The following is a 26,010-nucleotide window of genomic DNA, read 5'->3' on the forward strand; positions in this document are numbered from 1 at the left end:
TGACCGAAACCGTGTTAAAAGTTAGCAGGGTGAATAGTATCTCTGTAACTTGCTGTATATGCTTGAGAAAATTTGATTTCAAAATGTTATTGAGATCACTTGACCTCATCTCCAGCCCTGATGCTGCTTGAGTTTGTAATTTTATTCACAGGCTGTGAATAGTTCACGCATCCCGCGGAAGCCCTTTTTCTATCACCCTCACCAGGCGTTGTTTTTGCGGTGGTTGCACCTCAACCACGCAGGCATTTCGCTTCTCGATTTGCTGCGCAATCGCCCACTCTATGTGTTCATCGAGAAGTGGGTGCTCACCTCTACGGCTCTCAAGCGCCCGGATATTCGCTTCATCCCACGGGGCATTCCCCAGCGCAACGGCGACATTACGCAGCCAGCGCAGATGGCCAATACGGCGAATGGCCGAACCTTCCGTCACTTTCAGGAACCAGGCTTCACTCCAGGCGAACAGTTCAATGAGCTGTGGCGCATGCAGCGCCTTACGCGGGCTAAAATCCTCTTCGTCTGTGAGCTGCGAATAACGGTTCCACGGGCAAATTAACTGGCAGTCGTCGCAGCCGTAGATGCGATTGCCAATAAGTGGTCGGAATTCTTCAGGGATCGCCCCTTCCAGTTCGATGGTGAGGTAAGAGATGCAGCGTCGGGCATCCACCGTATAGGGCTCAACGATAGCGCCCGTCGGGCAGATAGTCATACAGGCCACGCAGCGCCCACAACCTTCTTCTACCGGGCCGTCTACCGGCAGTGGTAAATCAATCAGCAGTTCACCAAGGAAAAAGAACGATCCGGCGTCGCGGCTCAGAATAAGTGAGTGCTTACCAGTCCAGCCAAGCCCGGCTTTTTCAGCGATAGGGCGCTCAAGAACAGGCGCGGAGTCGACAAACGGTCTAAAATTCAGCGAAACACAGTGCTGCTGAATAGTTTCGCCGAGTTTTTTTAGTCGGTTACGCAGAAGCTTATGGTAATCACGCCCCAGGGCATACCGGCTAACGTAACCGAGAGAGGGATTTTTTAACGTACGCGCAAAAGCCGCGTTGGCGGGAAGATAATTCATGCGTACGCTGATAACGCGTAACGTACCCGGCAACAGCTCGTGTGGACGGGCCCGCATCATGCCATGACGCGCCATCCACTCCATTTCGCCGTGGTATTGTTTATCCAGCCAGGCCTGCAGTTTTGGCTCGCTGGCGGAGAGATCGGTGTCGGTGATCCCCACCTTCTGGAAGCCCAGTTCAGCACCCCACTGTTTTATTTTTTGCGCTAACTGATTGAGATCGAGGGGCTGTGACATGACGGACCATACTGTGAAGAAAAACCCCGCAAGTATACCACATTCCATCTGGCATGCGGATGACCTCAGACGCGCCGAAAAAGAGGCTGCAGACAGTCTTGGCATTACCCTTTATGAGCTCATGCAACGGGCGGGTGAGGCGGCATTCAACATTGCCCGCAGTGCGTATCCGCAATCCGGCCACTGGCTCATTTTATGCGGACACGGCAATAACGGCGGCGATGGTTACGTTGTCGCCCGGCTGGCGGTCGCGGCAGGTCTCCGCGTTACGTTACTGGCGCTGGAGAGCGATAAGCCGCTGCCGGAAGAAGCCAGCGCCGCGCGGGAAGCCTGGCTGAATGCAGGCGGAGTGATTCATGCATCCGATATCGTCTGGCCAGAGGATGTTGATCTGATTGTTGATGGTCTGCTGGGCACCGGGTTACGTAGTGCGCCCCGTGATAACGTAGCCGCTCTGATTGCGCGCGCCAATGCCCATACCGCGCCGGTGGTGGCACTGGATATTCCCTCTGGTCTGATGGCGGAAACCGGTGCGACGCCAGGAGCGGTGATCCAGGCCGCGCATACCGTCACGTTTATTGCCCTGAAGCCCGGGTTACTCACCGGGAAAGCGAGGGATGTGGTGGGCTCGTTGCACCATAACGCCCTGGGGCTGGAGAGCTGGCTTGCCGGACAGGAGACACACCTTTCCCGCTTTGATGCGACTCAACTTAGCCACTGGTTGCCGCCGCGTCGGCCAACGTCGCACAAAGGCGACCACGGCAGGCTGGTCATCATTGGCGGCGATCACGGTACGGCTGGCGCAATCCGGATGACGGGGGAAGCTGCGTTGCGCAGCGGCGCGGGGCTGGTCCGGGTGCTGACGCGCAGTGAAAATATCCCGCCCATTATTACGGCCCGACCGGAACTGATGGTGCATGAGCTTACGCCGCAGACCCTTGAAGAGAGTCTTGAGTGGGCGGATGTGGTGGTGATTGGCCCGGGACTCGGGCAACAGGCCTGGGGTAAGCAGGCGCTGCAAAAGGTCGAGAATTTTCGTAAACCGATGCTCTGGGATGCCGATGCGCTGAACCTTCTGGCAATCAACCCGGATAAGCGTCACAATCGCATCCTGACGCCACACCCCGGCGAAGCCGCGCGGCTGCTTAACTGCAGCGTGGCAGAAATTGAAAGCGATCGCTTACTTTCTGCTCGCCGTCTGGTAAAACGTTACGGAGGTGTTGCCGTTCTCAAAGGGGCGGGAACCGTCATCGCAAGCGATGAGGCACTGGGCATTATTGATGCCGGAAATGCGGGCATGGCGAGTGGCGGAATGGGCGATGTGCTTTCAGGCATCATCGGCGCATTGCTCGGGCAGAAACTTCCCCTTTATGATGCAGCCTGTGCCGGCTGCGTGGCTCACGGTGCGGCGGCTGACAGCCTGGCTGCACGGTATGGCACACGCGGTATGCTGGCCACCGATCTTTTTTGCACGCTGCGGCGTGTTGTTAACCCGGATGTGATTGACGTAGAAGATGACTAATCGAGCGATTCCTTTACCTGATGAACAAGCCACTTTAGAACTCGGCAAGCGCGTGGCGCAGGCCTGTCAGGGGGCGACTGTCATTTATCTTTATGGTGATTTAGGTGCGGGTAAAACCACCTTCAGCCGGGGTTTTTTGCAGGCGTTAGGCCATAACGGGAATGTGAAAAGCCCAACCTACACGCTGGTAGAACCGTACACTCTTGAAAATCTCATGGTGTATCACTTCGATTTATACCGACTTGCGGATCCTGAGGAGCTGGAATTTATGGGGATCCGTGATTATTTTGCCAATGATGCCATCTGCCTGGTGGAGTGGCCGCAACAAGGTGCGGGTGTGTTGCCTGACCCGGATGTCGAAATTCACTTAGATTACCAGGCACAAGGGCGTGAGGCGCGCATCAGTGCTGTTTCCTCATCAGGCAGTTCCTTACTGGCGCGTTTAGCCGGTTGAGCGTAGGGATGACGGGATGATAAATCGCGTTAAAGGTTGGTTATTGGCTGCCACAGTGCTGCTGTGCGCGCAGGCTGGTGCGGCAAGCCTCTCGGATATTCAGGTGTCGAACGGGGAGAGTCAGGCCCGGATCACGTTCAGTTTTATGGGCGACCCTGAATATGCTTTTTCTCAACCAGACAGCCGCAGCGTGGCGCTGGATATCAAACAGACGGGTGTGATCCAGGGGTTGCCCTTGCAGTTCAGCGGTAACAACCTGGTCAAAAGTATTCGTTCCGGCACGCCAAAAGACAGTCAGTCATTGCGCCTGGTGGTCGATCTGACCGAAAAGGGTAAAACGCGGGCGGTGAAGCAGCAAAACGGCGCGAATTATACGGTGGTCTTTACCATCAATGCCGATGCGCCTCCGCCACCGCCACCGCCGCCGGTTGTGGCGAAACGGGTGGAAGAGCCGGTTTATACCCCGCGCCCGTCTGAACCTGCGCGTAATCCGTTTAAAACCGACAACGATCGCATCACCGGCGTCACCAGCAGTAATACCGTGACGCGCCCGGCGGCCAGCGCGCGTCGGGTGGTCAGCAGTGATAAAGTGATTATCGCCATTGATGCCGGTCATGGCGGGCAGGATCCGGGTGCAATTGGTCCAGGTGGTACGCGTGAGAAAAACGTGACCATCGCCATTGCCCGTAAGCTACGGACGCTGTTGAACGATGACCCGATGTTTAAAGGCGTATTGACCCGTGACGGCGATTACTTTATCTCCGTGATGGGACGCTCAGACGTGGCGCGTAAGCAAAATGCTAACTTCCTGGTCTCCATTCATGCGGATGCCGCACCAAACCGTAACGCCACGGGGGCATCGGTGTGGGTGCTGTCAAACCGTCGGGCGAACAGTGAAATGGCTAACTGGCTTGAAGAGCATGAGAAGCAGTCCGAACTGTTGGGTGGTGCGGGCGATGTGCTGGCCAACAGCCAGTCTGACCCGTATCTCAGCCAGGCGGTGCTCGATTTACAGTTCGGTCATTCTCAGCGCGTCGGGTATGATGTCGCCACCAACGTACTGAATCAGCTGCAAGGCATCGGGGCATTGCATAAACGCCGTCCGGAGCATGCGAGCCTTGGGGTTCTGCGTTCGCCGGACATTCCATCGATCCTCGTGGAAACGGGCTTTATCAGTAATAACAGCGAAGAGCGTTTGCTGGGCAGCGACAGCTATCAGCAGCAAATTGCCGAAGCGATTTATAACGGTCTGCGTAAATATTTTGAGGCTCATCCGCTGCAGTCTGCGCCGCAGGGCGGTGCAGCCCAGACGGCCAGCGCCGTGCTGCCGGGTGAGATGACTGCGACCAACTAAGGAGAATTCATGCCGATTCAGGTTCTACCGCCGCAGCTTGCGAACCAAATCGCCGCCGGTGAGGTGGTGGAGCGCCCTGCGTCGGTGGTGAAGGAGCTGGTCGAAAACAGTCTTGATGCGGGAGCTACCCGCATCGATATTGATATCGAACGTGGTGGCGCAAAGCTGATTCGCATTCGGGACAACGGGTGCGGTATCAAAAAAGAGGAGCTGGCGCTGGCGCTGGCGCGTCACGCGACCAGTAAAATCGCCTCTCTGGACGACCTGGAAGCGATCATCAGCCTCGGGTTTCGCGGCGAGGCGCTGGCCAGTATCAGCTCGGTTTCCCGTTTAACGCTAACCTCCCGTACGGCCGAACAGCAGGAAGCCTGGCAGGCCTATGCCGAAGGGCGCGATATGGACGTCACGATTAAACCTGCGGCGCATCCTGTTGGCACGACGCTCGAAGTATTGGATCTCTTCTACAACACTCCCGCCCGCCGTAAGTTTATGCGCACCGAGAAGACCGAATTCGGTCATATCGATGAGATTATCCGCCGTATCGCGCTGGCGCGTTTCGATGTCACCATCAACCTCAGCCACAACGGCAAGGTGATGCGCCAGTACCGCGCAGTAGCGGAGGGCGGGCAGAAAGAGCGTCGTCTGGGGGCAATCTGCGGCACGCCGTTTCTGGAACAGGCGCTGGCCATTGAATGGCAGCACGGTGATTTGGCCTTACGCGGTTGGGTTGCCGACCCGAACGCCAGCAGCGCCGCCTTCGCGGAGATCCAGTATTGCTACGTAAACGGCCGCATGATGCGCGACCGTCTGATCAACCACGCCATTCGTCAGGCCTGTGAAGATAAGCTCGGCGCGGATCAGCAGCCTGCGTTTGTGCTTTATCTGGAAATCGACCCGCATCAGGTTGATGTTAACGTCCATCCTGCCAAGCATGAAGTTCGGTTCCATCAGTCGCGACTGGTGCACGATTTTATCTATCAGGGCGTGCTGAGCGTTTTGCAGCAGCAGGTTGAACCCACGCTGCCGCTGGAAAAAGAAGAGCCCGCTTCGCGTCCAATACCGGAAAACCGTGTTGCGGCGGGACGTAACCATTTTGCCGAGCCCGCTGTCGCGCGTGAACCGGAAGCGCCACGTTTCTCGTCGGCAGGAAGCGCGCCGCGACCCACCGGTGCGAACTATCCCAACGCTCAGCCCGGCTATCAAAAGCAGCAGGGGGCGTTGTACCGTAAACTGCTGGAAACCCCCGCAGTCACGCGTAAAGAGCACAGTGAGGTACAAGCGCCTTCGCTGGAAGGGCATAGTCAGAGCTTTGGCCGGGTGCTGACGATTATTGCGCCGGATATGGCGTTACTCGAACGCGAGGGCAAGCTCATGCTCCTGGCCCTGCCGGTTGCTGAACGCTGGCTAAAACAGGTGCAACTGACCCCGGGAGAAAACGCGGCTTGTGCGCAACCGCTTTTGATCCCGGTTCGACTAAAAATATCCACTGAAGAAACAAGGGTACTGCAGCGCGCAGAGGCCCAACTGGCGCAGATGGGGATTGAAATGGTACTGGAATCACAGCATGTGACAATTCGCGCAGTGCCTTTACCCTTACGCCAACAAAATTTACAAAACTTGATTCCTGAACTGATAGGCTACCTGGCGCAACAAACAACGTTTGATGCCGCCAACACCGCGCAGTGGATCGCCCGCCATTTGGCCAGCGAACATACGCCGTGGAGTATGGCACAGGCGATTAGCGTGCTGGCAGAGGTGGAACGCCTTTGCCCGCATCTGGTGAAAGCACCGCCGGGTGGATTATTACAACCTGTTGATTTACAAACGGCGATGACTGCCCTTAAAGATGATTGATGTCAGTAAGGCGAGCCTGCCTAAGGCGATTTTTTTGATGGGCCCTACGGCCTCCGGCAAAACGGCGTTAGCCATTGAGCTACGTAAAGTTTTGCCCGTAGAGTTGATTAGTGTCGATTCTGCCCTCATCTACCGAGGAATGGACATTGGCACGGCGAAGCCCGACGCAGCCGAACTGCGCGCGGCTCCACATCGTTTGCTGGACATTCTCGACCCGGCGCAGGCCTACTCCGCAGCGGATTTTCGCCGCGATGCCTTAGCCGAGATGGCTGAGATAACGGCGGCGGGACGTATACCGCTGTTGGTTGGCGGCACCATGCTCTATTTCAAGGCGTTGCTGGAGGGGCTCTCTCCTCTGCCATCAGCGGACCCTGAAATAAGAGCAAAAATTGAACAGAAGGCGGCAGAGCAGGGATGGGACGTTTTGCATCAGCAACTGGCAGAGATTGACCCGGTTGCCGCAGCACGGATCCATCCAAATGATCCGCAAAGGCTTTCCCGGGCACTGGAAGTTTTTTTCATTTCGGGTAAAACTTTAACGGAACTGACGCAAACGTCAGGAGACGCTCTGCCGTATCAGGTGCATCAGTTCGCTATCGCCCCGGCGAGCCGTGAACTGCTCCATCAACGAATTGAGCAGCGTTTTCATCAGATGTTGGCTTCAGATTTTGAAGCAGAAGTGCGGGCGTTATTTGCCCGTGGAGATTTGCATACGGACATGCCTTCCGTTCGTTGTGTGGGATACCGCCAGATGTGGTCATATCTTGAAGGCGAGATTTCATATGATGAAATGGTTTATAGAGGTGTTTGCGCCACGAGACAGTTAGCGAAGCGCCAGATCACCTGGTTGCGCGGTTGGGAAGGGGTTCACTGGTTAGACAGCGAAAAACCGCAACAGGCGCTAAACGAAGTGATTGAGGTTATTGGTGATATCGCTCACTGAATGTGTACAATTGAGACGTATCGTGCGCAATTTTTCAGAATCGCAAGGTTCTAAGTACAAAACAAGCATATAAGGAAAAGATAGAATGGCTAAGGGGCAATCTTTACAAGATCCGTTCCTGAACGCATTGCGTCGGGAACGTGTTCCAGTTTCTATTTATTTGGTGAATGGTATTAAGCTGCAAGGTCAGATTGAGTCTTTCGATCAGTTCGTGATCCTGTTGAAAAACACGGTCAGCCAGATGGTCTACAAGCACGCTATTTCTACTGTTGTTCCGTCCCGTCCGGTATCTCATCACAGCAATAACGCTGGCGGCGGCACTGGTAGTAACTACCATCATGGCAGCAACGCGCAGGGTTCTTCTGCTCCTGCGCAGGACAGCGACGAGACCGAATAAGGTTTCGCACTGTTATCCACACGGGGAGCCAGGGATCCTGCGTTCCCCGCTGATATTTTTAGAGGGTTTTACGCTTGTTTGACCGTTATGATGCCGGTGAGCAGGCGGTGCTGGTACACATCTATTTTTCGCAAGACAAAGATATGGAAGACCTCCAGGAGTTTGAATCTCTGGTCTCTTCCGCCGGTGTCGAAGCAATGCAGGTGATTACCGGTAGCCGTAAAGCGCCGCACCCAAAGTATTTTGTTGGTGAAGGTAAAGCAGTAGAAATTGCGGATGCCGTAAAAGCAACCGGTGCTTCAGTCGTGTTGTTTGATCATGCGCTGTCTCCGGCTCAGGAGCGTAACCTGGAAGCGCTTTGCGAATGCCGTGTTATCGATCGCACGGGGTTGATTTTAGATATTTTTGCTCAGCGTGCACGTACCCACGAGGGTAAGCTGCAGGTTGAGCTGGCGCAGTTGCGCCATCTGGCCACGCGTCTTGTACGTGGCTGGACCCACCTTGAACGACAAAAAGGCGGGATTGGTTTGCGCGGTCCGGGTGAAACCCAGCTCGAAACCGACCGCCGTTTGCTGCGCGGCCGTATTACTCAGATCCTCTCTCGTCTGGAAAGAGTCGAGAAACAGCGTGAGCAGGGACGTCGGGCGCGTACGAAAGCCGACATCCCGACGGTGTCGCTGGTGGGGTATACCAACGCCGGTAAATCCACCCTGTTTAACCAGATTACCGAGGCCCAGGTCTATGCCGCAGACCAGCTGTTTGCGACCCTGGACCCGACGTTGCGTCGTATCGACGTGGCGGATGTGGGTGAAACCGTGCTGGCGGATACCGTAGGGTTTATCCGCCACCTGCCGCATGATCTGGTGGCCGCGTTTAAAGCCACCCTGCAGGAGACGCGTCAGGCGACCCTGCTGCTGCACGTGATTGATGCTGCAGATGTTCGCGTGCAGGAAAACATCGACGCGGTGAATGTGGTGCTCGAAGAGATCGAGGCCCACGAGATCCCAACGCTGTTGGTGATGAACAAGATCGACATGCTGGATGATTTTGAGCCGCGTATCGATCGTGATGAAGAAAACAAACCAATTCGGGTCTGGCTTTCCGCCCAGACCGGTATTGGCGTGCCACTGCTTTTCCAGGCTTTGACAGAACGTCTTTCCGGTGAGGTAGCCCAGCACACGCTGCGACTGCCACCACAGGAAGGCAGGCTGCGCAGCCGGTTTTATCAGCTTCAGGCGATAGAAAAAGAGTGGATGGAGGATGACGGCAGCGTGGGGATGCAGGTGCGTATGCCGATCGTTGACTGGCGTCGCCTCTGTAAACAAGAACCTGCGCTGGTCGACTATATCGTCTGATCGGAAAGGGGATGCCTGAATAATTCGCCCTTGCATAACAAATATGGAGCATATACATGGCGTGGAATCAGCCCGGTAATAACGGACAGGACCGCGACCCGTGGGGAAGCAGCAATAATCAAGGCGGCAACTCTGGGGGAAATGGCAACAAAGGTGGTCGCGATCAGGGGCCGCCGGATCTGGATGATATCTTCCGCAAGCTAAGCAAGAAGCTTGGTGGGCTTGGTGGAGGAAAAGGGTCTGGCTCGGGTGGCAATTCTACCCAGGGCCCGCGCCCGCAAATGGGTGGTCGCATCGTGGGCATTGTGGCCGCTGCTGTGGTCATCATCTGGGCTGCCAGCGGGTTCTACACCATTAAAGAAGCCGAGCGCGGCGTGGTCACCCGTTTTGGTAAGTTCAGCCATCTGGTTGAGCCGGGCCTGAACTGGAAACCGACCTTCATTGACGACGTCACTGCAGTGAACGTGGAGTCGGTGCGTGAGCTGGCTGCTTCCGGCGTGATGCTGACCTCTGATGAGAACGTAGTGCGCGTTGAGATGAACGTGCAATATCGTGTTACGGATCCAGAACGTTATCTGTTTAGCGTAACCAGTGCCGATGACAGTCTGCGTCAGGCGACCGACAGCGCCCTGCGTGGTGTGATCGGTAAATACACCATGGACCGCATTCTGACTGAAGGTCGTACCGTTATTCGTAGCGATACACAGCGTGAGCTGGAAGAGACCATTCGTCCGTACAACATGGGTATCACCCTGCTGGACGTCAACTTCCAGGCTGCTCGTCCGCCGGAAGAGGTGAAAGCCGCGTTTGATGACGCGATTGCCGCGCGTGAGAACGAACAGCAGTACATCCGTGAAGCGGAAGCGTACGCCAACGAAGTTCAGCCACGTGCTAACGGTCAGGCGCAGCGTATTCTTGAAGAAGCACGCGCGTATAAGACCCAGACCATCCTGGAAGCGCAGGGTGAGGTGGCTCGTTTCGCGAAAATCCTGCCGGAATATAAAGCGGCTCCGGAAATTACCCGCGAGCGTCTCTATATCGAAACCATGGAAAAAGTGCTGAGCCATACACGTAAAGTGCTGGTTAACGACAGCAAAGGTGGAAACCTGATGGTACTGCCGCTGGATCAGATGCTGAAAGGCGGTTCTGCACCGGCAGCAAAAGACAACAGCGGTGCGAATAACCTGCTGCGTCTGCCACCTGCATCGTCCGGTAGCTCCAGCGCAACAACCACGCCTTCTTCGAACGATGGTGACATTATGGACCAACGCCGTGCTAACGCGCAGCGTAACGACTACCAGCGTCAGGGGGAATAAGGATGCGTAAGTCAGTTATTGCGATCATCGTCATCGTACTGGTCGTACTTTATACCTCTATCTTTGTGGTGAAAGAGGGCGAGCGCGGGATTAAGTTCCAGTTCAGCAGCGTCGTCCGTGACAGTGACAAGCGTCCGGTGATTTATGAGCCGGGTCTGCACTTCAAGGTTCCTTTTATCCAGTCAGTGAAGACGCTTGATGCGCGTATCCAGACCATGGATAACCAGGCCGACCGTTTCGTGACTAAAGAGAAGAAAGACCTGATCGTTGACTCTTATATCAAGTGGCGTATCAGTGATTTCAGCCGTTACTTCCTGGCAACGGGCGGCGGTGATGTTTCTCAGGCGGAAGTGCTGTTGAAACGTAAATTCTCTGACCGTCTGCGTTCTGAAATTGGTCGTCTGGATGTGAAAGACATCGTGACCGACTCTCGTGGTCGTCTGACGCTGGAAGTGCGCGATGCGCTGAACTCCGGCACCGCGGGTACGGAAGACGAAGTTGAAACGCCAGCAGCGGACGATGCAATTGCTAAAGCGGCGGAACGTGTTCAGGCTGAAACCAATGGTAAAGTGCCTGTAATCAACCCGAACAGTATGGCTGCGCTGGGTATCGAAGTGGTGGATGTGCGTATTAAGCAGATCAACCTGCCGGCGGAAGTGTCTGAGGCGATTTACAACCGTATGCGCGCCGAGCGTGAAGCGGTAGCCCGTCGTCACCGTTCACAGGGTCAGGAAGAAGCGGAAAAACTTCGTGCGGCCGCGGACTACGAAGTGACCAAGACGCTGGCGGAATCTGAGCGTCAGGGCCGTATCCTGCGTGGTGAAGGTGATGCGGAAGCCGCGAAACTGTTCGCCGATGCGTTTAGCCAGGATCCAGACTTCTACGCCTTTATCCGTAGCCTGCGTGCTTACGAGAATAGCTTCCAGAGCAACCAGGATGTGATGGTGCTCAGCCCGGACAGCGATTTCTTCCGTTATATGAAGACGCCGACTAACGCAACGCGATAAACTCAGTCTCGTTTGAGTATTCAAACCACCGCTCTTAACGGAGCGGTGGTTTTCTTTTATAAGGATTAAAAATGAATTCAACGATCTGGCTGGCACTGGCGCTGGTTTTAGTCCTGGAAGGCCTGGGCCCGATGCTCTATCCGCGCGCCTGGCGTCGCATGATCGCCACCCTGAGCCAGTTGCCGGATAATATTTTGCGCCGATTCGGCGGCGGTCTTGTGGTTGCTGGCATTGTTATCTACTACATGTTGAGGAAAACGATTGGCTGATCAAAAAGTGATCGGTTTTGGCATATTTTGGGGTCAAAAAGTGCTGTATATCTGAAAAAGCGATGGTAGAATCCATTTTTAAGCAAACGGTGATTTTGAAAAAAATGGGTAACAACGTCGTCGTACTGGGCACCCAATGGGGTGACGAAGGTAAAGGGAAGATTGTTGATCTTCTGACTGAACGGGCTAAATATGTTGTACGCTACCAGGGCGGTCACAACGCAGGCCATACTCTCGTAATCAACGGTGAAAAAACCGTCCTCCATCTTATTCCATCAGGCATTCTCCGCGAAAACGTCACCAGCATCATCGGTAACGGCGTAGTGCTGTCTCCGGCTGCGCTGATGAAAGAGATGAAAGGTCTGGAAGACCGTGGTATCCCGGTTCGCGAGCGTCTGCTGCTCTCCGAAGCCTGCCCGCTGATCCTTGATTATCACGTGGCGCTGGACGTTGCGCGTGAAAAAGCGCGTGGCGCGAAAGCGATCGGCACCACCGGTCGTGGTATCGGCCCGGCTTATGAAGACAAAGTGGCTCGTCGCGGTCTGCGCGTGGGCGACCTGTTCGATAAAGCCACCTTCGCTGAAAAACTGAAAGAAGTGATGGAATATCACAACTTCCAGTTGGTGAACTTCTACAAAGCAGACGCTGTTGACTACCAGAAAGTGCTGGATGATGTCATGGCGATTGCAGACATTCTGACCGGCATGGTAGTTGATGTGTCCGATCTGCTGGACCAGGCGCGCAAGCGTGGCGATTTCGTCATGTTCGAAGGTGCGCAGGGTACGCTGCTGGATATCGACCACGGTACCTATCCGTACGTAACCTCCTCTAACACCACCGCAGGTGGCGTGGCGACCGGCTCTGGCCTGGGTCCACGTTATGTGGATTACGTTCTGGGCATCATCAAAGCGTACTCCACTCGCGTGGGTGCGGGTCCATTCCCGACCGAACTGTTTGATGAAACCGGCGAGTTCCTGTGCAAGCAGGGTAACGAGTTTGGCGCGACCACCGGTCGTCGTCGTCGTACCGGCTGGCTGGATGCAGTGGCTGTGCGTCGTGCAGTGCAGATCAACTCCCTGTCTGGCTTCTGCCTGACCAAACTGGACGTCCTGGACGGGCTGAAAGAGGTGAAAATCTGCGTCGGCTACCGCATGCCAGATGGCCGTGAAGTGACCACCACTCCGCTGGCTGCTGACGACTGGGAAGGTATCGAGCCAATCTACGAAACCATGCCAGGCTGGTCTGAGACCACTTTCGGTGTGAAAGAGCGTAGCGGCCTGCCACAGGCAGCGCTGGATTACATCAAGCGCATTGAAGAACTGACCGAAGTGCCGATCGACATTATCTCTACCGGCCCGGATCGTACTGAAACGATGATCCTGCGCGACCCGTTCGACGCATAATCTTCGTGACTGCTGGCCTGCGGGGAAACCCGTAGGCCGGATAAGCGTAGCGCCATCCGGCGACCGCTCCTGGATATCCGCTTTTTCGCCCCGTCTGTCAAATAAATTAGCCCCTAACTATCTGGCTGGTTTATCATCATTAATGAATATCTCTGCGGTTTTACCGCGTTTTCCCTTTTTTCCTGAGGTTGATGTGCAGTTAACAAGTTTCACCGATTACGGCTTACGCGCGCTAATCTACATGGCGTCGTTACCCGATGGGAAAATGACCAGTATCTCTGAAGTGACAGAGGTCTACGGCGTGTCCCGTAATCATATGGTCAAAATAATCAATCAACTTAGTCGTGCCGGATACGTTGCTGCCGTCCGCGGGAAAAATGGTGGGATCCGTCTCGGTAAACCGGCGCAAAGTATTCGTATTGGGGATGTGGTGCGTGAACTGGAGCCTTTGTCTCTGGTGAACTGCAGCAGTGAGTTCTGCCACATTACACCCGCTTGTCGCCTGAAACAGGCGCTTTCTCTGGCCGTGCAAAGTTTTCTTAAGGAACTGGATAACTACACGCTGGCCGATTTGGTTGAAGAGAATCAACCGCTTTATAAATTATTGCTGGTGGAATGAAGAAAATTTCCACCGGAGCTGACAACGGAGGAACCGATATGTCACATGATCCTTTCCAGGAACGCGAAGCTGAAAAATACGCGAATCCTATCCCCAGCCGCGAGTTCATCATTGAACACTTAACAAAACGCGAAAAACCCGCCAATCGTGAAGAACTTGCTGTTGAATTAAACATTGAAGGTGAAGAGCAAACTGAAGCCCTTCGCCGCCGCCTGCGCGCCATGGAGCGCGACGGGCAACTGGTCTTTACCCGTCGCCAGTGCTATGCGCTGCCAGAACGCCTCGACCTGTTGAAAGGGACCGTCATTGGTCACCGCGACGGTTACGGTTTTTTGCGCGTAGAGGGCCGCAAAGACGACCTCTACCTCTCATCCGAACAGATGAAAATGTGTATTCACGGCGACCAGATCCTGGCGCAGCCGCTGGGTGCCGATCGTAAAGGCCGTCGCGAAGCACGCGTGGTTCGCGTGCTGGTGCCAAAAACCAGCCAGATCGTTGGCCGCTACTTTACCGATGCCGGTGTAGGCTTTGTGGTACCGGATGACAGCCGTCTGAGCTTCGATATCCTGATCCCGCCTGAAGAGGTGATGGGCGCGCGCATGGGCTTTGTGGTAGTAGTGGAGCTTACCCAACGTCCAACGCGTCGCACCAAAGCGGTAGGTAAAATCGTCGAAGTGCTGGGCGATAACATGGGTACCGGCATGGCTGTTGATATGGCCCTGCGTACACATGAGATCCCCTACATCTGGCCAAAAGCGGTTGAAGAGCAGATTGTGGGTCTGAAGGAAGAGGTTCCGGAAGAGTCCAAAGCGGGACGCGTGGATCTCCGCAGTTTGCCGCTGGTCACCATTGATGGAGAAGATGCCCGCGACTTTGATGACGCCGTATACTGCGAGAAAAAACGCGGTGGCGGCTGGCGTCTGTGGGTTGCTATCGCCGACGTGAGCTATTACGTTCGTCCCCACACGCCGCTCGATAACGAAGCGCGCAGCCGTGGTACGTCGGTTTACTTCCCGTCTCAGGTGGTACCGATGCTGCCGGAAGTGCTCTCCAACGGCCTCTGTTCCCTGAACCCGCAGGTTGATCGCCTGTGTATGGTTTGCGAGATGACCATCTCCAGTAAAGGTCGCTTAACCGGTTATAAATTCTACGAAGCGGTAATGAGCTCCCATGCGCGTCTGACCTATACCAAGGTCTGGCATATGCTGCAGGGCGATCAGGACCTGCGTGAACAGTATGCGCCGCTGGTGAAGCACATCGAAGAGTTGCATAACCTCTACAAAACGCTGGATCAGGCGCGTGAAGAGCGCGGTGGGATCTCGTTTGAGAGCGAAGAGGCGAAGTTCATTTTCAACGCTGAACGCCGCATTGAGCGTATTGAACAGACCCAGCGTAACGATGCGCATAAGCTGATCGAAGAGTGTATGATCCTGGCGAACATCTCGGCGGCCCGTTTTGTCGAGAAAGCTAAAGAGCCGGCGCTGTTCCGTATCCACGATAAACCGTCGACGGAAGCCATTACCGCGTTCCGCTCCGTACTGGCTGAACTCGGTCTGGAGCTGCCTGGCGGTAACAAGCCAGAGCCGCGCGATTATGCCGAGCTGCTGGAATCCATTGGCGATCGTCCGGATGCAGAAATGCTGCAGACCATGCTGCTGCGCTCCATGAAACAGGCGATTTACGACCCGGAAAACCGGGGTCACTTCGGTCTGGCGCTGCAGTCTTACGCGCACTTTACGTCGCCGATCCGCCGTTATCCGGACCTGTCTTTGCACCGTGCGATCAAGTATCTGCTGGCGCAGGAGCAGGGCCATAAAGGGAACACGACTGAAACCGGCGGGTACCACTATTCAATGGAAGAGATGCTGCAGCTTGGCCAGCACTGTTCCATGACCGAACGCCGTGCCGATGAAGCGACGCGCGAAGTCTCTGACTGGCTGAAATGCGACTTTATGCTGGATCAGGTCGGTAACATTTTCAAAGGTGTTATCGCCAGCGTGACCGGGTTTGGTTTCTTTGTTCGCCTTGACGAGCTGTTTATCGACGGTCTGGTGCATGTCTCCAGCCTCGATAACGACTATTATCGTTTCGACCAGGTTGGACAGCGCCTGATTGGTGAGTCGGGTGGACAGACCTATCGCCTTGGCGACCGGGTGGAAGTCAAAGTCGAAGCCGTCAACATGGACGAGCGTAAGATTGACTTCAGTCTGATCTCCAGCGAGCGCGCGCCGCGCAACGTAGGTAAAACCGCGCGTGAGAAGGCGAAAAAAGGCGGTAACGGCAACGCGAGCGGCAAACGTCGTCAGGCGGGTAAGAAAGTGAACTTCGAGCCAGACAGCGCCTTCCGCGGTGAGAAAAAGCAGAAGCCAAAAGCGGCGAAGAAAGAGGCTCGCAAGGCGAAAAAGCCGTCCGCGAAAACACAGAAAATTGCTGCTGCGACCAAAGCGAAGCGCGCAGCGAAGAAACAGCAGGCGGAGTAAATTCTCCCCTCACCCTGACCCTCTCCCCACTGGGGAGAGGGGGAAATACCTATTATGAGAATCATCAATGAGTGAAATGATTTACGGCATCCACGCGGTGCAGGCCCTGCTGGAGCGCGCACCGGAGCGTTTTCAGGAAGTGTTCATTCTGAAAGGGCGTGAAGACAAACGTCTGATGCCGCTGATCCACGCACTGGAAGCGCAGGGCGTGGTGATCCAGCTGGCCAACCGTCAGTTCCTGGATGAGAAAAGTGAAGGCGCGGTTCACCAGGGGATTATTGCCCGCGTGAAGCCAGGCCGTCAGTATCAGGAAAACGATCTGCCGGATTTGATCGCTGCACTGGATAACCCGTTCTTCCTGATCCTTGATGGCGTGACCGATCCGCACAACCTCGGCGCGTGCCTGCGCAGCGCCGATGCGGCGGGCGTGCACGCGGTGATCGTACCGAAAGATCGTTCTGCACAACTGAACGCAACGGCGAAGAAAGTGGCCTGCGGTGCAGCAGAAAACGTTCCGCTGATCCGCGTCACCAACCTGGCGCGCACCATGCGTATGCTGCAGGAAGAGAATATCTGGATCGTCGGTACCGCCGGTGAAGCGGATCATACTCTGTATCAGAGCAAAATGACCGGCCGTCTGGCGCTGGTGATGGGTGCGGAAGGTGAAGGCATGCGTCGCCTGACGCGTGAGCACTGCGACGAGCTGATAAGCATCCCGATGGCGGGCAGCGTGTCGTCCCTGAACGTTTCTGTTGCAACGGGTATTTGCCTGTTTGAAGCGGTACGTCAGCGCGGCGAATAAACAGCAAGGCCGTCCTGTGGACGGCCTTTTGTGTTTTATCTCTCTCCCGGTGGGTGAGGGCACCAGACGGTGACAACCTTACTCCTCTAACGTCCGCAAATGGTCATCCTTCCTGAGCGTCATCAGCGCCACAATACTCACCACCGCCGTCGCCATGACGTAATATGCCGGAATGTCGAGGTTTCCCGTCTCCTTAATCAACCCGGTAATAATAAGCCCCGCACACCCCGAGAAAATGGCATTCGACAAGGAATACGCCAGACCAAGCCCGGTATAGCGCACACGCGTCGGGAACATCTCTGAGAGCATTGCCGGCCCTGGACCTGCCAGCATGCCCACCAGACCGCCAGCTATCAATACCACGATCGCTTTTACCGCGAGGGTACTGGACTCCGCCTGCAGAATTTTCAGCAGCGGCAGGGCGAGGATCAGCAGTAACGCGGTGGCGATAATCATCACCGTGCGGCGGCCAATCCTGTCGCTCAGGATCCCCGACGGAATAATGGTGAGCGCAAAGCCGACATTCGAAATCACGGCTATCAACAGTGCCTGGTTAAATCCGGTGTGCAGTGCCGATTGCAGATAGGTCGGCATAATCACCAGATAGGTATATCCCGCCGCCGACCAGACCATCACCCGGCCAATTCCCATCACGATCGCTTTAATTGTGGCGACGGTACTGGCCTGCGCGATCAGCGGTTTTTCCTGCTGCTGCACGAAGCTCGGCGTCTCTTCCATACTCACCCGCAACCAGAGCGCCACCACCCCCATAGGCAGGGCCAGGAAAAATGGGATACGCCAGCCCCAGTCATGCAGGGCTTCCGGTGTCAGTAAGGCAGAAAGCAAGGCGACAATACCCGCGCCCGCTAATAGCCCCAGCGCCACCGTGAACGATTGCCATGCGCCATACAGACCACGTTTACCGCGTGGTGCAAATTCCGTCATCAAGGAAACCGCACCACCGTACTCACCCCCCGCGAACAATCCCTGCAGGATGCGCAGCAACGTAACGATCAGCGGCGCAGCGATACCGATGCTGGCATAGACTGGCACAACACCGATGGCGGCGGTGGCGAGCGTCATCAGCACCAGCACAATAATCAGCGTCGGTTTGCGGCCAATACGGTCACCGATGCGGCCAAACACCACCGCCCCCAGTGGGCGGAAAAAGAAAGCGATGGCAAACGAGGCGTAGGTGAGGATCAGGCTGGTCAGCCCCGACTCGCCTTCAAGCTGGAAGAAGTTTTTCGCAATCACGGTGGCCAGAAAGCCGTAGACCGCAAACTCATACCACTCGATGAAATTACCAATGGAGCCTGCAATTAACGCACGCTTATGCGCATTCGGTTGCATAACTTTCCTCACTGAAAGGGGTAAGAATAAATTATTCAATAAAAGTGAAGTGATGAAATAGTTTATTCTTATGTTCTGTGAGCTATTTCACGAATGATATCAGCGGGATCGCTACCGTGTGACCTTACTCCCATGCAGCGTGCACAGGGTCTGTCCATACTTATCTTCATTGCCACTGAAGGAGGGAGACAGCATGCACTGGCAAACACATACCGTTTTTAACCAACCCGCACCGCTTTCGAACAGCAACCTTTTTCTCTCTGATTGTGCCCTGCGTGACGCGGTGGCCCGCGAAGGCGCGGAGTGGGATAGCGAGTTGCTGGCCAGTATAGGCCAGCAGTTAGGTACGGCGGAGTCGCTGGAGCTTGGCAGGCTGGCGAACGTCAATCCGCCGGAGTTACTTCGCTATGACCCCACCGGTGAGCGGCTGGATGATGTCCGTTTTCACCCCGCCTGGCATCTTCTGATGCAGGGGCTGTGCGCTAACCGGGTGCATAACCTGGCGTGGGAAGAGGAGGCGCGTAAAGGCTCCTTTGTCGCTCGCGCCGCGCGCTTCGTGTTGCATGCTCAGGTTGAGGCCGGAACGCTGTGCCCCGTGACCATGACGTTTGCCGCCACGCCGCTGCTGCAACAGGCGCTCCCTGAACCTTTCCAGAACTGGCTCACGCCGCTACTGAGCGATCGTTATGATCCTCACCTTGCCCCTGGAGCCCAAAAGCGCGGCCTGCTGATCGGCATGGGGATGACGGAAAAACAGGGCGGCTCGGACGTGCTCAGCAACACTACCAAAGCAGAAAAGTGCAGCGACGGCAGCTACCGGCTGGTGGGTCATAAGTGGTTTTTCTCTGTGCCACAAAGCGATGCGCATCTGGTGCTGGCGCAGGCGAAAGGCGGGTTGTCCTGCTTTTTTGTTCCTCGCTTTTTGCCTGACGGGCAGCGCAACGCCGTGCGCCTGGAGCGGCTGAAAGACAAGCTCGGCAACCGCTCTAACGCCAGCAGTGAAGCGGAGTTTCTGGATGCGTCCGGCTGGCTGTTAGGGGAAGAGGGGGAAGGGGTACGACAGATCCTTCGCATGGGCGGGTTAACGCGTTTTGACTGCGCTCTGGGCAGCCATGGGTTGATGCGTCGGGCATTATCCGTGGCGCTGTACCACGCCCATCAGCGGCAGACGTTCGGGAAAAACCTCATCGATCAGCCACTGATGCGCGACGTCCTGAGCCGCATGGCGCTGGTGCTGGAGGGGCAAACGGCGCTGCTGTTTCGTCTTGCCCGGGCGTGGGATAAACGCGCCGATCCGCAGGAGGCGGCCTGGGCGCGGCTTTTCACGCCAGCCGCGAAATTCAGCGTCTGCAAAGCGGGTATCCCGTTCGTGGCAGAGGCGATGGAGGTGTTGGGCGGCATCGGGTACTGTGAGGAGAGTGAACTCCCCCGCCTGTATCGCGAGATGCCGGTGAACAGCATCTGGGAAGGCTCAGGGAACATCATGTGTCTGGATGTTCTGCGCGTTCTGGCGAAGCAGCCGGGTATGTTCGATCTGCTGGCAGAGGATTTTGCGCAGGTGAAAGGTCAGGACAGACACTTCGATCGTAGCTGGCGGCAGCTGCAGCAAAAACTGCGTAAACCGCAGGAGGCGCAGGGGCGGGAGATTGCGCATCAGCTATTCCTGCTGGGCGCCGGAAGCCAGATGCTGCGGCACGCCTCTCCGCCCGTCGCGCAGGCGTGGTGCCGCATGATGCTGGATACCCGTGGCGGCACGCTGATGACAGAGCAGGTTCAAAGCGATCTTCTGCTGCGCGCCACGGGCAGGGTAGGCTAGTTTTTAAGCTGGAACAGGCTCACCAGTTGAGTGAGGTGCGACCCTTTCTCGCGCAGTGATTGTGCGGTTTGCTCGCTGCGCGAGACGCGATCGGCGTTGATGTGGGAGGCTTCACCAATATGGGTCATGGCCAGATTCACCTGACGGATCCCCGCCGACTGTTCGCGGGATGCATGGTTAATCTCGGTCACCAGTTGGTTGATGTTATCGATGTGCGCGATGATGGCATCCATCGCCAGACGCGTCTGCTCTGAGAGCGCATGGCCTTCACTCACCTTGTTCAGCGTGTCGCCAATCAGCTGCTCAATCTCTTTCACCGCATTAGCGCTGCGTGCCGCCAGGGCGCGCACTTCCTGCGCGACCACAGCAAACCCTTTTCCGTGTTCGCCGGCACGTGCTGCTTCAACCGCTGCATTAAGCGCCAGAATGTTAGTCTGGAAAGCAATCGACTCAATCACACGCGTGATGTCCTCGATGCGCTTTGAGGCGTCGCGAATATCGTCCATGGTGGAGACCGCGTGCGTCACCGTCTCGCCCCCCTGATGCACCGCGCGTGAGGTTTCCCCCACCAGCTGCTGCGTCTGTTCCATATTGGCCGCGTTTTGCTGCACGGTTGCGGCGAGTTGTTCCATACTCGCGGAGGTCTCTTCAACGCTACTGGCCTGTTTGTTGATCTGCTCTGAGATCTCACCGGTATCAGAGGCCAGGGCGTTAGTGCCCAGATGGATCTCGCCTGCGGCCTCGCGTACCTGCAGGACAATCTTTTGCAGACCGCCGCCGATCCCGTTGATGGCGTCGATAAGCTGGCCAACCTCATCCTGGCGGGTAACGGACAGGCTGGCACGCAGATCGCCTGCCGCATATTGTCGGGCAAGGTGAATGACGTTACGCAGCGGGCGCGTCAGCATGCGACGAATGATGATGACAAACAGCGCGGCAAACAGGACTGACAGCGCCACGCCTGCCAGCAGGAAGCGATCCCGCATCGTGGTGACGCTTGAGAGCAGGACCGATTTATCCACTTCCCCCACGATGGTCCAGTTCCAGCCCGGCAGCGGCGTGTAGGCCATTTTCAGTATGCGACCACCCTCACTTGTGCGTTCCAGCGTGCCCGGGGTATTGCTCAGCAACTGCTGCTGGGTGGCGCTATCCCACTCAGGAAGCTGGCCTTCCCGGTTCGAGTGGAACAGGAACTGTCCGCGCGTTTTACCGTTACTGCGATCCAGCACGAAGAAGTGTCCGCTGTCACCTAAACGACGATTGAGGATTTTTTCGCGCATCACGTTCCAGGAGTGGGTGATATCCACACCAACAAAAATGATCCCAATGACCTGGCCTTCTGCGTTTTTGAACGGCTGATACTGGGTGATATAGCGCTTACCGAACAGCAACGCCAGACCGCGATAGACCTCGCCTTTAGTGACGGCCGCATAGGCCGGGCTGGCAGTGTCCAGAACGGTACCCATTGCCCGATCGCCGTTCTCTTTGCGCAGGGAGGTGGCGACACGGACAAAGTCATTACCGCTGCGCACAAACAGGGTCGAGATTGCCCCTGTACGCGTCAGGAAGTCGTCAGAAAGTGCATTGTTTTCATGCAGGCCTGTTTCACCCCCTTTCAGAAGGGGAACGCTAAGCCCGTTAATGGTCTGGAGTTGATTGCTGTCGACGCTCAAAGGTTGCGGTAAAAAGGTGGTGAACAGCCGGGTATAGCTCTCGACCTCTTCGCTCAGACTGGTGTTAAACATCTGTACCATATCAACCATACCGGTGGACTGGTTATGCAGGTCTTCTACCGCAAGGGCTTCAAGCTGCTGGCTGGCTTTATGGCTGAGCAGAAAAGTGAAAAGCAGAAACAGCGTGGCGACACTCACGCCGGTAAGAAGCGATAGCTTTGCGCCCAGACCCGCACGGCGAAAAAAAGTGATCATAAATTGCTCATTATTGAAAAGGTATGGCTTTTCAACGGCAGGACAGAGCTAACATTTACTTAAATAATGTAACAAAATGTTATCAAATTGTTTTTAATGGGGTTGAAAGAAGATAAAAAATTTGCAAAAACGAAAAGCCACTAAAAATAAGTGGCTTTTATCGGAGGTGATTAGACGTAGAGAATAGCCTGTACGCGCCAATGATCGCTGCGGTTATCTTCCTGCATCTGAATAATTCGATACCAGGAAGCGCCCTGTTCATCGGCTTTTAGTGCCACGACACGTTCAACATCTTGCGGGCTCCCCGAAATGTTATTGACGGAGATCTGGCCAATTTCATTAAGGCCAGTGACGCAATCAGCACTGGCGAATTCTGCTGACTGTGCAGTCGTGCTCACAAGGCCTACTGAGAGCAACAGAGAGGTCAAAGCAAGAGTTCGTTTCATTGTCAGCTCCATTTCACATTTCTCCGGTATCCGCCGGGCACTCCTTCGCAAATAAACTCACTTCCATTGTCGCGGGCATGGAGTTTATTGTGGACAGGAAAATGTCTATGGACGCAAAGCAGTGTAAATGTCGTTCAAATGAAGATCGTTATTTACGGTACAATATAGCCTGTGAATACCACTGTCCCGTAATGATGGTTTCATCGATCATAATGATGACGTAATAATCTGCTTTGGCGGCGGCAGCTTGCGCCTTTATTGACTCCTCTGCGTCATCCGGGGATCCGCGAACCAGCGCGGAGACGGTACCCATTCGTTGTAATCCTTCCGTCTGATTACGACGAATCTCCTGCGGATGGTCGGCGACCGGGGGAGCGGGTTGCGGTGTCCCCTGTAGTGCACTACAGCCACTGAGCAGAACCAGCAACAATAAAGTAGCAAACCTGCGCATAACCATATCTCGTTTCCTGATAGCCATAGTGTAGTTGTCTGCGAATTTAGTTTTGGGGGAATGTTCCCGAAGTGTTATCTGGTACGTATATTTCGAATGAAAATATCGTGAAAGCGTAATCCAGTTCTCAACATTATGAATCATTCATCAGCACAGGGTCGACAATGATTGAAATTGAAACTCGCCGCCTCGGCAATCATGAAATATTACACGCTATCCCTGCGGGAAAAAGTGCACACCCGCTGCCTGTTGTGGTTTTTTATCATGGCTTTACTTCATCGAAGCTGGTGTACAGCTACTTTGCGGTGGCGCTGGCGCAGGCCGGTTTTCGGGTAGTGATGCCGGATGCGCCCGATCACGGTGCACGTTTTACCGGTGATGAACAGGTGCGACTGGGGCAGTTCTGGCAGATTTTGCACGGTAGCCTGAGCGAATTTGCCGGGCTGCGCGATGCGCTTTACCAGGCGGGGCTGGTGGCGGATCAACGGCTGTCGGTGGCCGGCGCATCGATGGGGGGAATGACGGCGCTCGGGATCATGGCTCGTCACCCTGAGGTGACCTCCGTGGCGTGCCTGATGGGCTCGGGCTATTTTACGTCATTGTCAAAAACGCTGTTTCCACCGCAAGACGCGACGGAGATTGATGCGTTGCTGGCCGAATGGGAAGTGACCCGGGCGTTACCGCGTCTGGCCGATCGCCCGTTGCTGTTGTGGCATGGTGACGCGGATGATGTGGTGCCCCCTGGCGAAACCTTCCGTCTCCAGCAGGCACTACAGCGCGAAGGGCTGGACGGCAACCTGACCTGTCTGTGGGAAGCGGGGGTTCGCCACCGTATCACGCCAGCGGCACTGGACGCGACGGTGGACTTTTTCCGCCAGCATCTTTAAACGCGCAGAATTTTGACGCCCTGATCTTCCAGCTTCTGGAGGATCTCTGGATTGGCATGTTTGCCGGTGATCACCATGTCAATCTGTTCGGCGCGGCTGAACAACATGCCAGCTCGCTCGCCGACTTTGCTGCTGTCGACCAGTACGACGAGCTTGCCCACGACGTTAAGCATATTTTGCTCTGCCATCGCGGTTAACATGTCGGTTTTGTAGAGCCCGTCCGCGGTCAGGCCTTTGCCGCTGGTAAACATCCAGTGCCCGGCATAGAGGCTGTTTTCGCTATCCTGGGGACTGAGGGTAATGGATTGGCTCTTATTATACTGGCCGCCCATGATCACCACGCTTTCATGTTCCTGATCGATAAGATAGTTAGCCAGCGGCAGATAGTTGGTGATGATTTGCACCGGTTTACCGCACATCTCGCGGCCCAGCAGAAATGCCGTGGAGCCGCAGTTGATCACCACGCTCTCACCCGGGTTGACCAGCTGTGATGCGGCTCTGGCAATGCGCACTTTTTCATCGTGGTTTTGCGCCTGATGGATGTTCATCGGCGTCCAGCGGGGGCGCTGCTGGCTGATGGCTTCCGCGCCGTTACGGACTTTTTTCAGCTTACCGCTCTCATCCAGCTTGTTGATATCGCGTCGTGCCGTCGCGGGTGAAATCCCTAAACGTTCGATCACTTTCTCGACGGTGATAAACCCTGTTTGCGCCAGGAGTTCCAGTAATATTTGATGCCGTTGCGCTTCCGTCATGAGCTATTCCGATAAGAATTGATTTGAAAAGATGATATTTGAAATAGCGTGAAATTACTAAAATAAATATGAAATCGCCAGACGCAAGGTCTGGCGATGGGGGTTCACAATCAGAGGAATGACTTGAACGGCAGGTCTGGCTCAATGGTGAAGCAATCATCGAAACCGCGTGGGTAGTGATACTCAAGATTGTCTTTGTCCAGCGGCCAGGTGAACTTGCCGCCTACCTGCCAGATAAATGGCTTGAAGCCATACTTCAGACGGTCTTTTTTCATCTCCCACAGTACGCGGATTTCCTGCGGATCGGCCTGGAAGTTTGACCAGATATCGTGGTGGAAAGGAATCACTACTTTGGTGTTCAGTGCTTCCGCCATGCGCAGCATATCGGCGCTGGTCATTTTGTCGGTAATGCCGCGTGGGTTCTCGCCGTAGGAGCCCAGCGCCACGTCAATCTGATGCTCGTTACCATGCTTCGCATAGTAGTTGGAGTAGTGAGAATCACCGCTGTGGTACAGGGAACCGCCAGGGGTTTTAAACAGATAGTTCACTGCTCGCTCATCCATGCCGTCTGGCAGGACGCCTGCGGCTTTCTGGTCAGCAGGCAGGGTGATCAGCGCGGTGCGGTCAAAGGCGTCCAGCGCATGGATTTCAATGTCTTTAATTTTCACCACGTCGCCTGGCTTCATGACGATGCAGCGCTCTTTCGGCACGCCCCAGCCAATCCAGAGATCCACGCAGGTCTGCGGTCCGATAAACGGCACGTCGTCCGCGCAGTTTTGCATCACCGCTGCCGCCACGTTTACATCGATGTGATCGTTATGATCGTGGGTGGAAAGGACGGCGTCGATCTGGCGAATGGCAAAAGGATCAAGAACAAACGGCGTGGTGCGCAGGTTCGGCTGCAATTTTTCGACACCTGCCATGCGCTGCATCTGATGACCTTTTTTCATCAGCGGATTGCCGTGGCTCTGTTTGCCGGTACCGCACCAGAAATCAACGCAAATATTGGCGCCACCCTCGGATTTCAGCCAGATGCCGGTGCAACCCAGCCACCACATTGCAAACGTACCAGGAGCAACCTGTTCCTGCTCAATCTCTTCATTCAGCCAGCTGCCCCATTCCGGGAAGGTGCTCAGAATCCATGATTCACGGGTGATGGTGTTCACTTTACTCATCGTTTTGACTCCTGGTTTAATCAAAAGTAATCATTTGGTGATTTGTTGTGATTAATGCTGGCACTCTTTGAATCGGTTTGCAACGAGTAAATTGAGGAAATTTATCTTCGCCATGTCACAGATA

The 26,010-nt window shown here is 55.4% G+C and carries 23 protein-coding genes; 16 read left to right on the plus strand and 7 right to left on the minus strand.

The genetic code is table 11. The features are described from left to right. Positions 1-163: 163 nt before the first annotated feature. A complete protein-coding gene (gene queG, locus ECL_RS02705; protein WP_013095281.1) occupies positions 164-1,303 on the minus strand; it encodes a tRNA epoxyqueuosine(34) reductase QueG in 1,140 nt (379 codons plus the stop codon). Here queG and nnr point away from each other — a divergent pair. The 14 genes from nnr (at position 1,302) to rlmB (ending at position 17,078) form a co-directional block, all read left to right on the plus strand. Further along, positions 1,302-2,825 (plus strand): bifunctional ADP-dependent NAD(P)H-hydrate dehydratase/NAD(P)H-hydrate epimerase, encoded by a 1,524-nt coding sequence (gene nnr / locus ECL_RS02710; protein WP_044158940.1) that lies wholly within the window; start codon positions 1,302-1,304, stop codon positions 2,823-2,825. The genes queG and nnr overlap by 2 nt on opposite strands. Continuing rightward, the gene (gene tsaE / locus ECL_RS02715) at positions 2,818-3,279 is read left to right on the plus strand and encodes a tRNA (adenosine(37)-N6)-threonylcarbamoyltransferase complex ATPase subunit type 1 TsaE (RefSeq protein ID WP_013095283.1); all 462 of its coding nucleotides are present in this window, start codon (positions 2,818-2,820) and stop codon (positions 3,277-3,279) included. Before nnr ends, tsaE begins: the two co-directional genes overlap by 8 nt. Positions 3,280-3,295: 16 nt before the next feature. Next, positions 3,296-4,633, plus strand: a complete 1,338-nt coding sequence (amiB, locus tag ECL_RS02720) for an N-acetylmuramoyl-L-alanine amidase AmiB (protein WP_044158937.1) — start codon at positions 3,296-3,298, stop codon at positions 4,631-4,633. 9 nt (positions 4,634-4,642) lie between these two features. Continuing rightward, positions 4,643-6,487, plus strand: a complete 1,845-nt coding sequence (mutL, locus tag ECL_RS02725; RefSeq protein WP_013095285.1) for a DNA mismatch repair endonuclease MutL — start codon at positions 4,643-4,645, stop codon at positions 6,485-6,487. Then, positions 6,480-7,430: a tRNA (adenosine(37)-N6)-dimethylallyltransferase MiaA gene (miaA, locus tag ECL_RS02730; RefSeq protein WP_013095286.1), complete on the plus strand. Its 951-nt coding sequence runs from the start codon at positions 6,480-6,482 to the stop codon at positions 7,428-7,430. The genes mutL and miaA overlap by 8 nt, the downstream gene beginning before the upstream one ends. Before the next feature lie 85 nt (positions 7,431-7,515). After that, entirely contained in the window at positions 7,516-7,827 is a 312-nt protein-coding gene (gene hfq, locus ECL_RS02735; protein WP_013095287.1) for an RNA chaperone Hfq, read from the plus strand. A 74-nt stretch (positions 7,828-7,901) separates the two neighbouring features. Next, a complete protein-coding gene (hflX, locus tag ECL_RS02740) occupies positions 7,902-9,182 on the plus strand; it encodes a ribosome rescue GTPase HflX (RefSeq protein WP_013095288.1) in 1,281 nt (426 codons plus the stop codon). Between the two features lie 56 nt (positions 9,183-9,238). After that, the gene (gene hflK, locus ECL_RS02745; protein ID WP_013095289.1) at positions 9,239-10,498 is read left to right on the plus strand and encodes an FtsH protease activity modulator HflK; all 1,260 of its coding nucleotides are present in this window, start codon (positions 9,239-9,241) and stop codon (positions 10,496-10,498) included. A 2-nt stretch (positions 10,499-10,500) separates the two neighbouring features. Continuing rightward, positions 10,501-11,505 carry a protease modulator HflC gene (hflC, locus tag ECL_RS02750; RefSeq protein ID WP_013095290.1) on the plus strand — a complete coding sequence of 335 codons (1,005 nt, stop codon included), beginning with the start codon at positions 10,501-10,503 and terminating at the stop codon, positions 11,503-11,505. A gap of 71 nt (positions 11,506-11,576) precedes the next feature. After that, positions 11,577-11,774, plus strand: a complete 198-nt coding sequence (locus ECL_RS02755) for a DUF2065 domain-containing protein (RefSeq protein ID WP_013095291.1) — start codon at positions 11,577-11,579, stop codon at positions 11,772-11,774. Between the two features lie 104 nt (positions 11,775-11,878). After that, positions 11,879-13,177, plus strand: a complete 1,299-nt coding sequence (locus ECL_RS02760) for an adenylosuccinate synthase (protein WP_006178975.1) — start codon at positions 11,879-11,881, stop codon at positions 13,175-13,177. 193 nt (positions 13,178-13,370) lie between these two features. Then, a complete protein-coding gene (gene nsrR, locus ECL_RS02765) occupies positions 13,371-13,796 on the plus strand; it encodes a nitric oxide-sensing transcriptional repressor NsrR (RefSeq protein ID WP_014830384.1) in 426 nt (141 codons plus the stop codon). 38 nt (positions 13,797-13,834) lie between these two features. Continuing rightward, entirely contained in the window at positions 13,835-16,276 is a 2,442-nt protein-coding gene (rnr, locus tag ECL_RS02770; protein ID WP_013095293.1) for a ribonuclease R, read from the plus strand. A gap of 67 nt (positions 16,277-16,343) precedes the next feature. Then, positions 16,344-17,078 (plus strand): 23S rRNA (guanosine(2251)-2'-O)-methyltransferase RlmB, encoded by a 735-nt coding sequence (gene rlmB / locus ECL_RS02775; protein WP_013095294.1) that lies wholly within the window; start codon positions 16,344-16,346, stop codon positions 17,076-17,078. 78 nt (positions 17,079-17,156) lie between these two features. On the opposite strand, the gene ECL_RS02780 is transcribed toward rlmB, so the two are convergent. Continuing rightward, positions 17,157-18,431 (minus strand): MFS transporter, encoded by a 1,275-nt coding sequence (locus ECL_RS02780; protein ID WP_013095295.1) that lies wholly within the window; start codon positions 18,429-18,431, stop codon positions 17,157-17,159. 193 nt (positions 18,432-18,624) lie between these two features. Between ECL_RS02780 and ECL_RS02785 the strand changes: the two genes are divergently transcribed. Further along, positions 18,625-20,247 (plus strand): isovaleryl-CoA dehydrogenase, encoded by a 1,623-nt coding sequence (locus ECL_RS02785; RefSeq protein WP_013095296.1) that lies wholly within the window; start codon positions 18,625-18,627, stop codon positions 20,245-20,247. Here ECL_RS02785 and ECL_RS02790 read toward each other — a convergent pair. From ECL_RS02790 to bsmA, 3 genes are all read right to left on the minus strand, one after another. Beyond that, positions 20,244-22,175, minus strand: coding sequence for a methyl-accepting chemotaxis protein (locus ECL_RS02790; RefSeq protein WP_013095297.1), 1,932 nt, complete (start codon positions 22,173-22,175; stop codon positions 20,244-20,246). The genes ECL_RS02785 and ECL_RS02790 overlap by 4 nt on opposite strands. A 170-nt stretch (positions 22,176-22,345) precedes the next feature. Continuing rightward, the gene (gene yjfN / locus ECL_RS02795) at positions 22,346-22,633 is read right to left on the minus strand and encodes a DUF1471 family protease activator YjfN (protein WP_013095298.1); all 288 of its coding nucleotides are present in this window, start codon (positions 22,631-22,633) and stop codon (positions 22,346-22,348) included. Between the two features lie 136 nt (positions 22,634-22,769). Next, on the minus strand, positions 22,770-23,099 hold the full coding sequence (bsmA, locus tag ECL_RS02800; RefSeq protein ID WP_071830088.1) for a biofilm peroxide resistance protein BsmA: 330 nt from the start codon (positions 23,097-23,099) through the stop codon (positions 22,770-22,772). A gap of 137 nt (positions 23,100-23,236) precedes the next feature. Between bsmA and yjfP the strand changes: the two genes are divergently transcribed. Then, positions 23,237-23,959: an esterase gene (gene yjfP / locus ECL_RS02805; RefSeq protein ID WP_013095300.1), complete on the plus strand. Its 723-nt coding sequence runs from the start codon at positions 23,237-23,239 to the stop codon at positions 23,957-23,959. Here yjfP and ulaR read toward each other — a convergent pair. Together ulaR and ulaG are read right to left on the minus strand one after the other, a co-directional pair. Continuing rightward, positions 23,956-24,711 carry an HTH-type transcriptional regulator UlaR gene (gene ulaR / locus ECL_RS02810; protein ID WP_013095301.1) on the minus strand — a complete coding sequence of 252 codons (756 nt, stop codon included), beginning with the start codon at positions 24,709-24,711 and terminating at the stop codon, positions 23,956-23,958. The genes yjfP and ulaR overlap by 4 nt on opposite strands. A gap of 110 nt (positions 24,712-24,821) precedes the next feature. Next, positions 24,822-25,886: an L-ascorbate 6-phosphate lactonase gene (ulaG, locus tag ECL_RS02815; protein ID WP_010427455.1), complete on the minus strand. Its 1,065-nt coding sequence runs from the start codon at positions 25,884-25,886 to the stop codon at positions 24,822-24,824. Positions 25,887-26,010 lie beyond the last annotated feature (124 nt).

This window comes from Enterobacter cloacae subsp. cloacae ATCC 13047 (assembly GCF_000025565.1).
GTDB classification, from domain to species: Bacteria; Pseudomonadota; Gammaproteobacteria; order Enterobacterales; family Enterobacteriaceae; genus Enterobacter; species Enterobacter cloacae.

What these genes read in the sequence shown, in the direction of transcription:
- nnr (WP_044158940.1), top strand. Translation starts at nt 1,302, where the DNA reads ATGACGGACCATACTGTGAAGAAAAACCCCGCAAGTATACCACATTCC.
- queG (WP_013095281.1), bottom strand. Translation starts at nt 1,303, where the DNA reads ATGTCACAGCCCCTCGATCTCAATCAGTTAGCGCAAAAAATAAAACAG.
- tsaE (WP_013095283.1), top strand. Translation starts at nt 2,818, where the DNA reads ATGACTAATCGAGCGATTCCTTTACCTGATGAACAAGCCACTTTAGAA.
- amiB (WP_044158937.1), top strand. Translation starts at nt 3,296, where the DNA reads ATGATAAATCGCGTTAAAGGTTGGTTATTGGCTGCCACAGTGCTGCTG.
- mutL (WP_013095285.1), top strand. Translation starts at nt 4,643, where the DNA reads ATGCCGATTCAGGTTCTACCGCCGCAGCTTGCGAACCAAATCGCCGCC.
- miaA (WP_013095286.1), top strand. Translation starts at nt 6,480, where the DNA reads ATGATTGATGTCAGTAAGGCGAGCCTGCCTAAGGCGATTTTTTTGATG.
- hfq (WP_013095287.1), top strand. Translation starts at nt 7,516, where the DNA reads ATGGCTAAGGGGCAATCTTTACAAGATCCGTTCCTGAACGCATTGCGT.
- hflK (WP_013095289.1), top strand. Translation starts at nt 9,239, where the DNA reads ATGGCGTGGAATCAGCCCGGTAATAACGGACAGGACCGCGACCCGTGG.
- hflC (WP_013095290.1), top strand. Translation starts at nt 10,501, where the DNA reads ATGCGTAAGTCAGTTATTGCGATCATCGTCATCGTACTGGTCGTACTT.
- ECL_RS02755 (WP_013095291.1), top strand. Translation starts at nt 11,577, where the DNA reads ATGAATTCAACGATCTGGCTGGCACTGGCGCTGGTTTTAGTCCTGGAA.
- ECL_RS02760 (WP_006178975.1), top strand. Translation starts at nt 11,879, where the DNA reads ATGGGTAACAACGTCGTCGTACTGGGCACCCAATGGGGTGACGAAGGT.
- rnr (WP_013095293.1), top strand. Translation starts at nt 13,835, where the DNA reads ATGTCACATGATCCTTTCCAGGAACGCGAAGCTGAAAAATACGCGAAT.
- rlmB (WP_013095294.1), top strand. Translation starts at nt 16,344, where the DNA reads ATGAGTGAAATGATTTACGGCATCCACGCGGTGCAGGCCCTGCTGGAG.
- ECL_RS02780 (WP_013095295.1), bottom strand. Translation starts at nt 18,431, where the DNA reads ATGCAACCGAATGCGCATAAGCGTGCGTTAATTGCAGGCTCCATTGGT.
- ECL_RS02785 (WP_013095296.1), top strand. Translation starts at nt 18,625, where the DNA reads ATGCACTGGCAAACACATACCGTTTTTAACCAACCCGCACCGCTTTCG.
- ECL_RS02790 (WP_013095297.1), bottom strand. Translation starts at nt 22,175, where the DNA reads ATGATCACTTTTTTTCGCCGTGCGGGTCTGGGCGCAAAGCTATCGCTT.
- yjfN (WP_013095298.1), bottom strand. Translation starts at nt 22,633, where the DNA reads ATGGAGCTGACAATGAAACGAACTCTTGCTTTGACCTCTCTGTTGCTC.
- bsmA (WP_071830088.1), bottom strand. Translation starts at nt 23,099, where the DNA reads ATGGCTATCAGGAAACGAGATATGGTTATGCGCAGGTTTGCTACTTTA.
- yjfP (WP_013095300.1), top strand. Translation starts at nt 23,237, where the DNA reads ATGATTGAAATTGAAACTCGCCGCCTCGGCAATCATGAAATATTACAC.
- ulaR (WP_013095301.1), bottom strand. Translation starts at nt 24,711, where the DNA reads ATGACGGAAGCGCAACGGCATCAAATATTACTGGAACTCCTGGCGCAA.
- ulaG (WP_010427455.1), bottom strand. Translation starts at nt 25,886, where the DNA reads ATGAGTAAAGTGAACACCATCACCCGTGAATCATGGATTCTGAGCACC.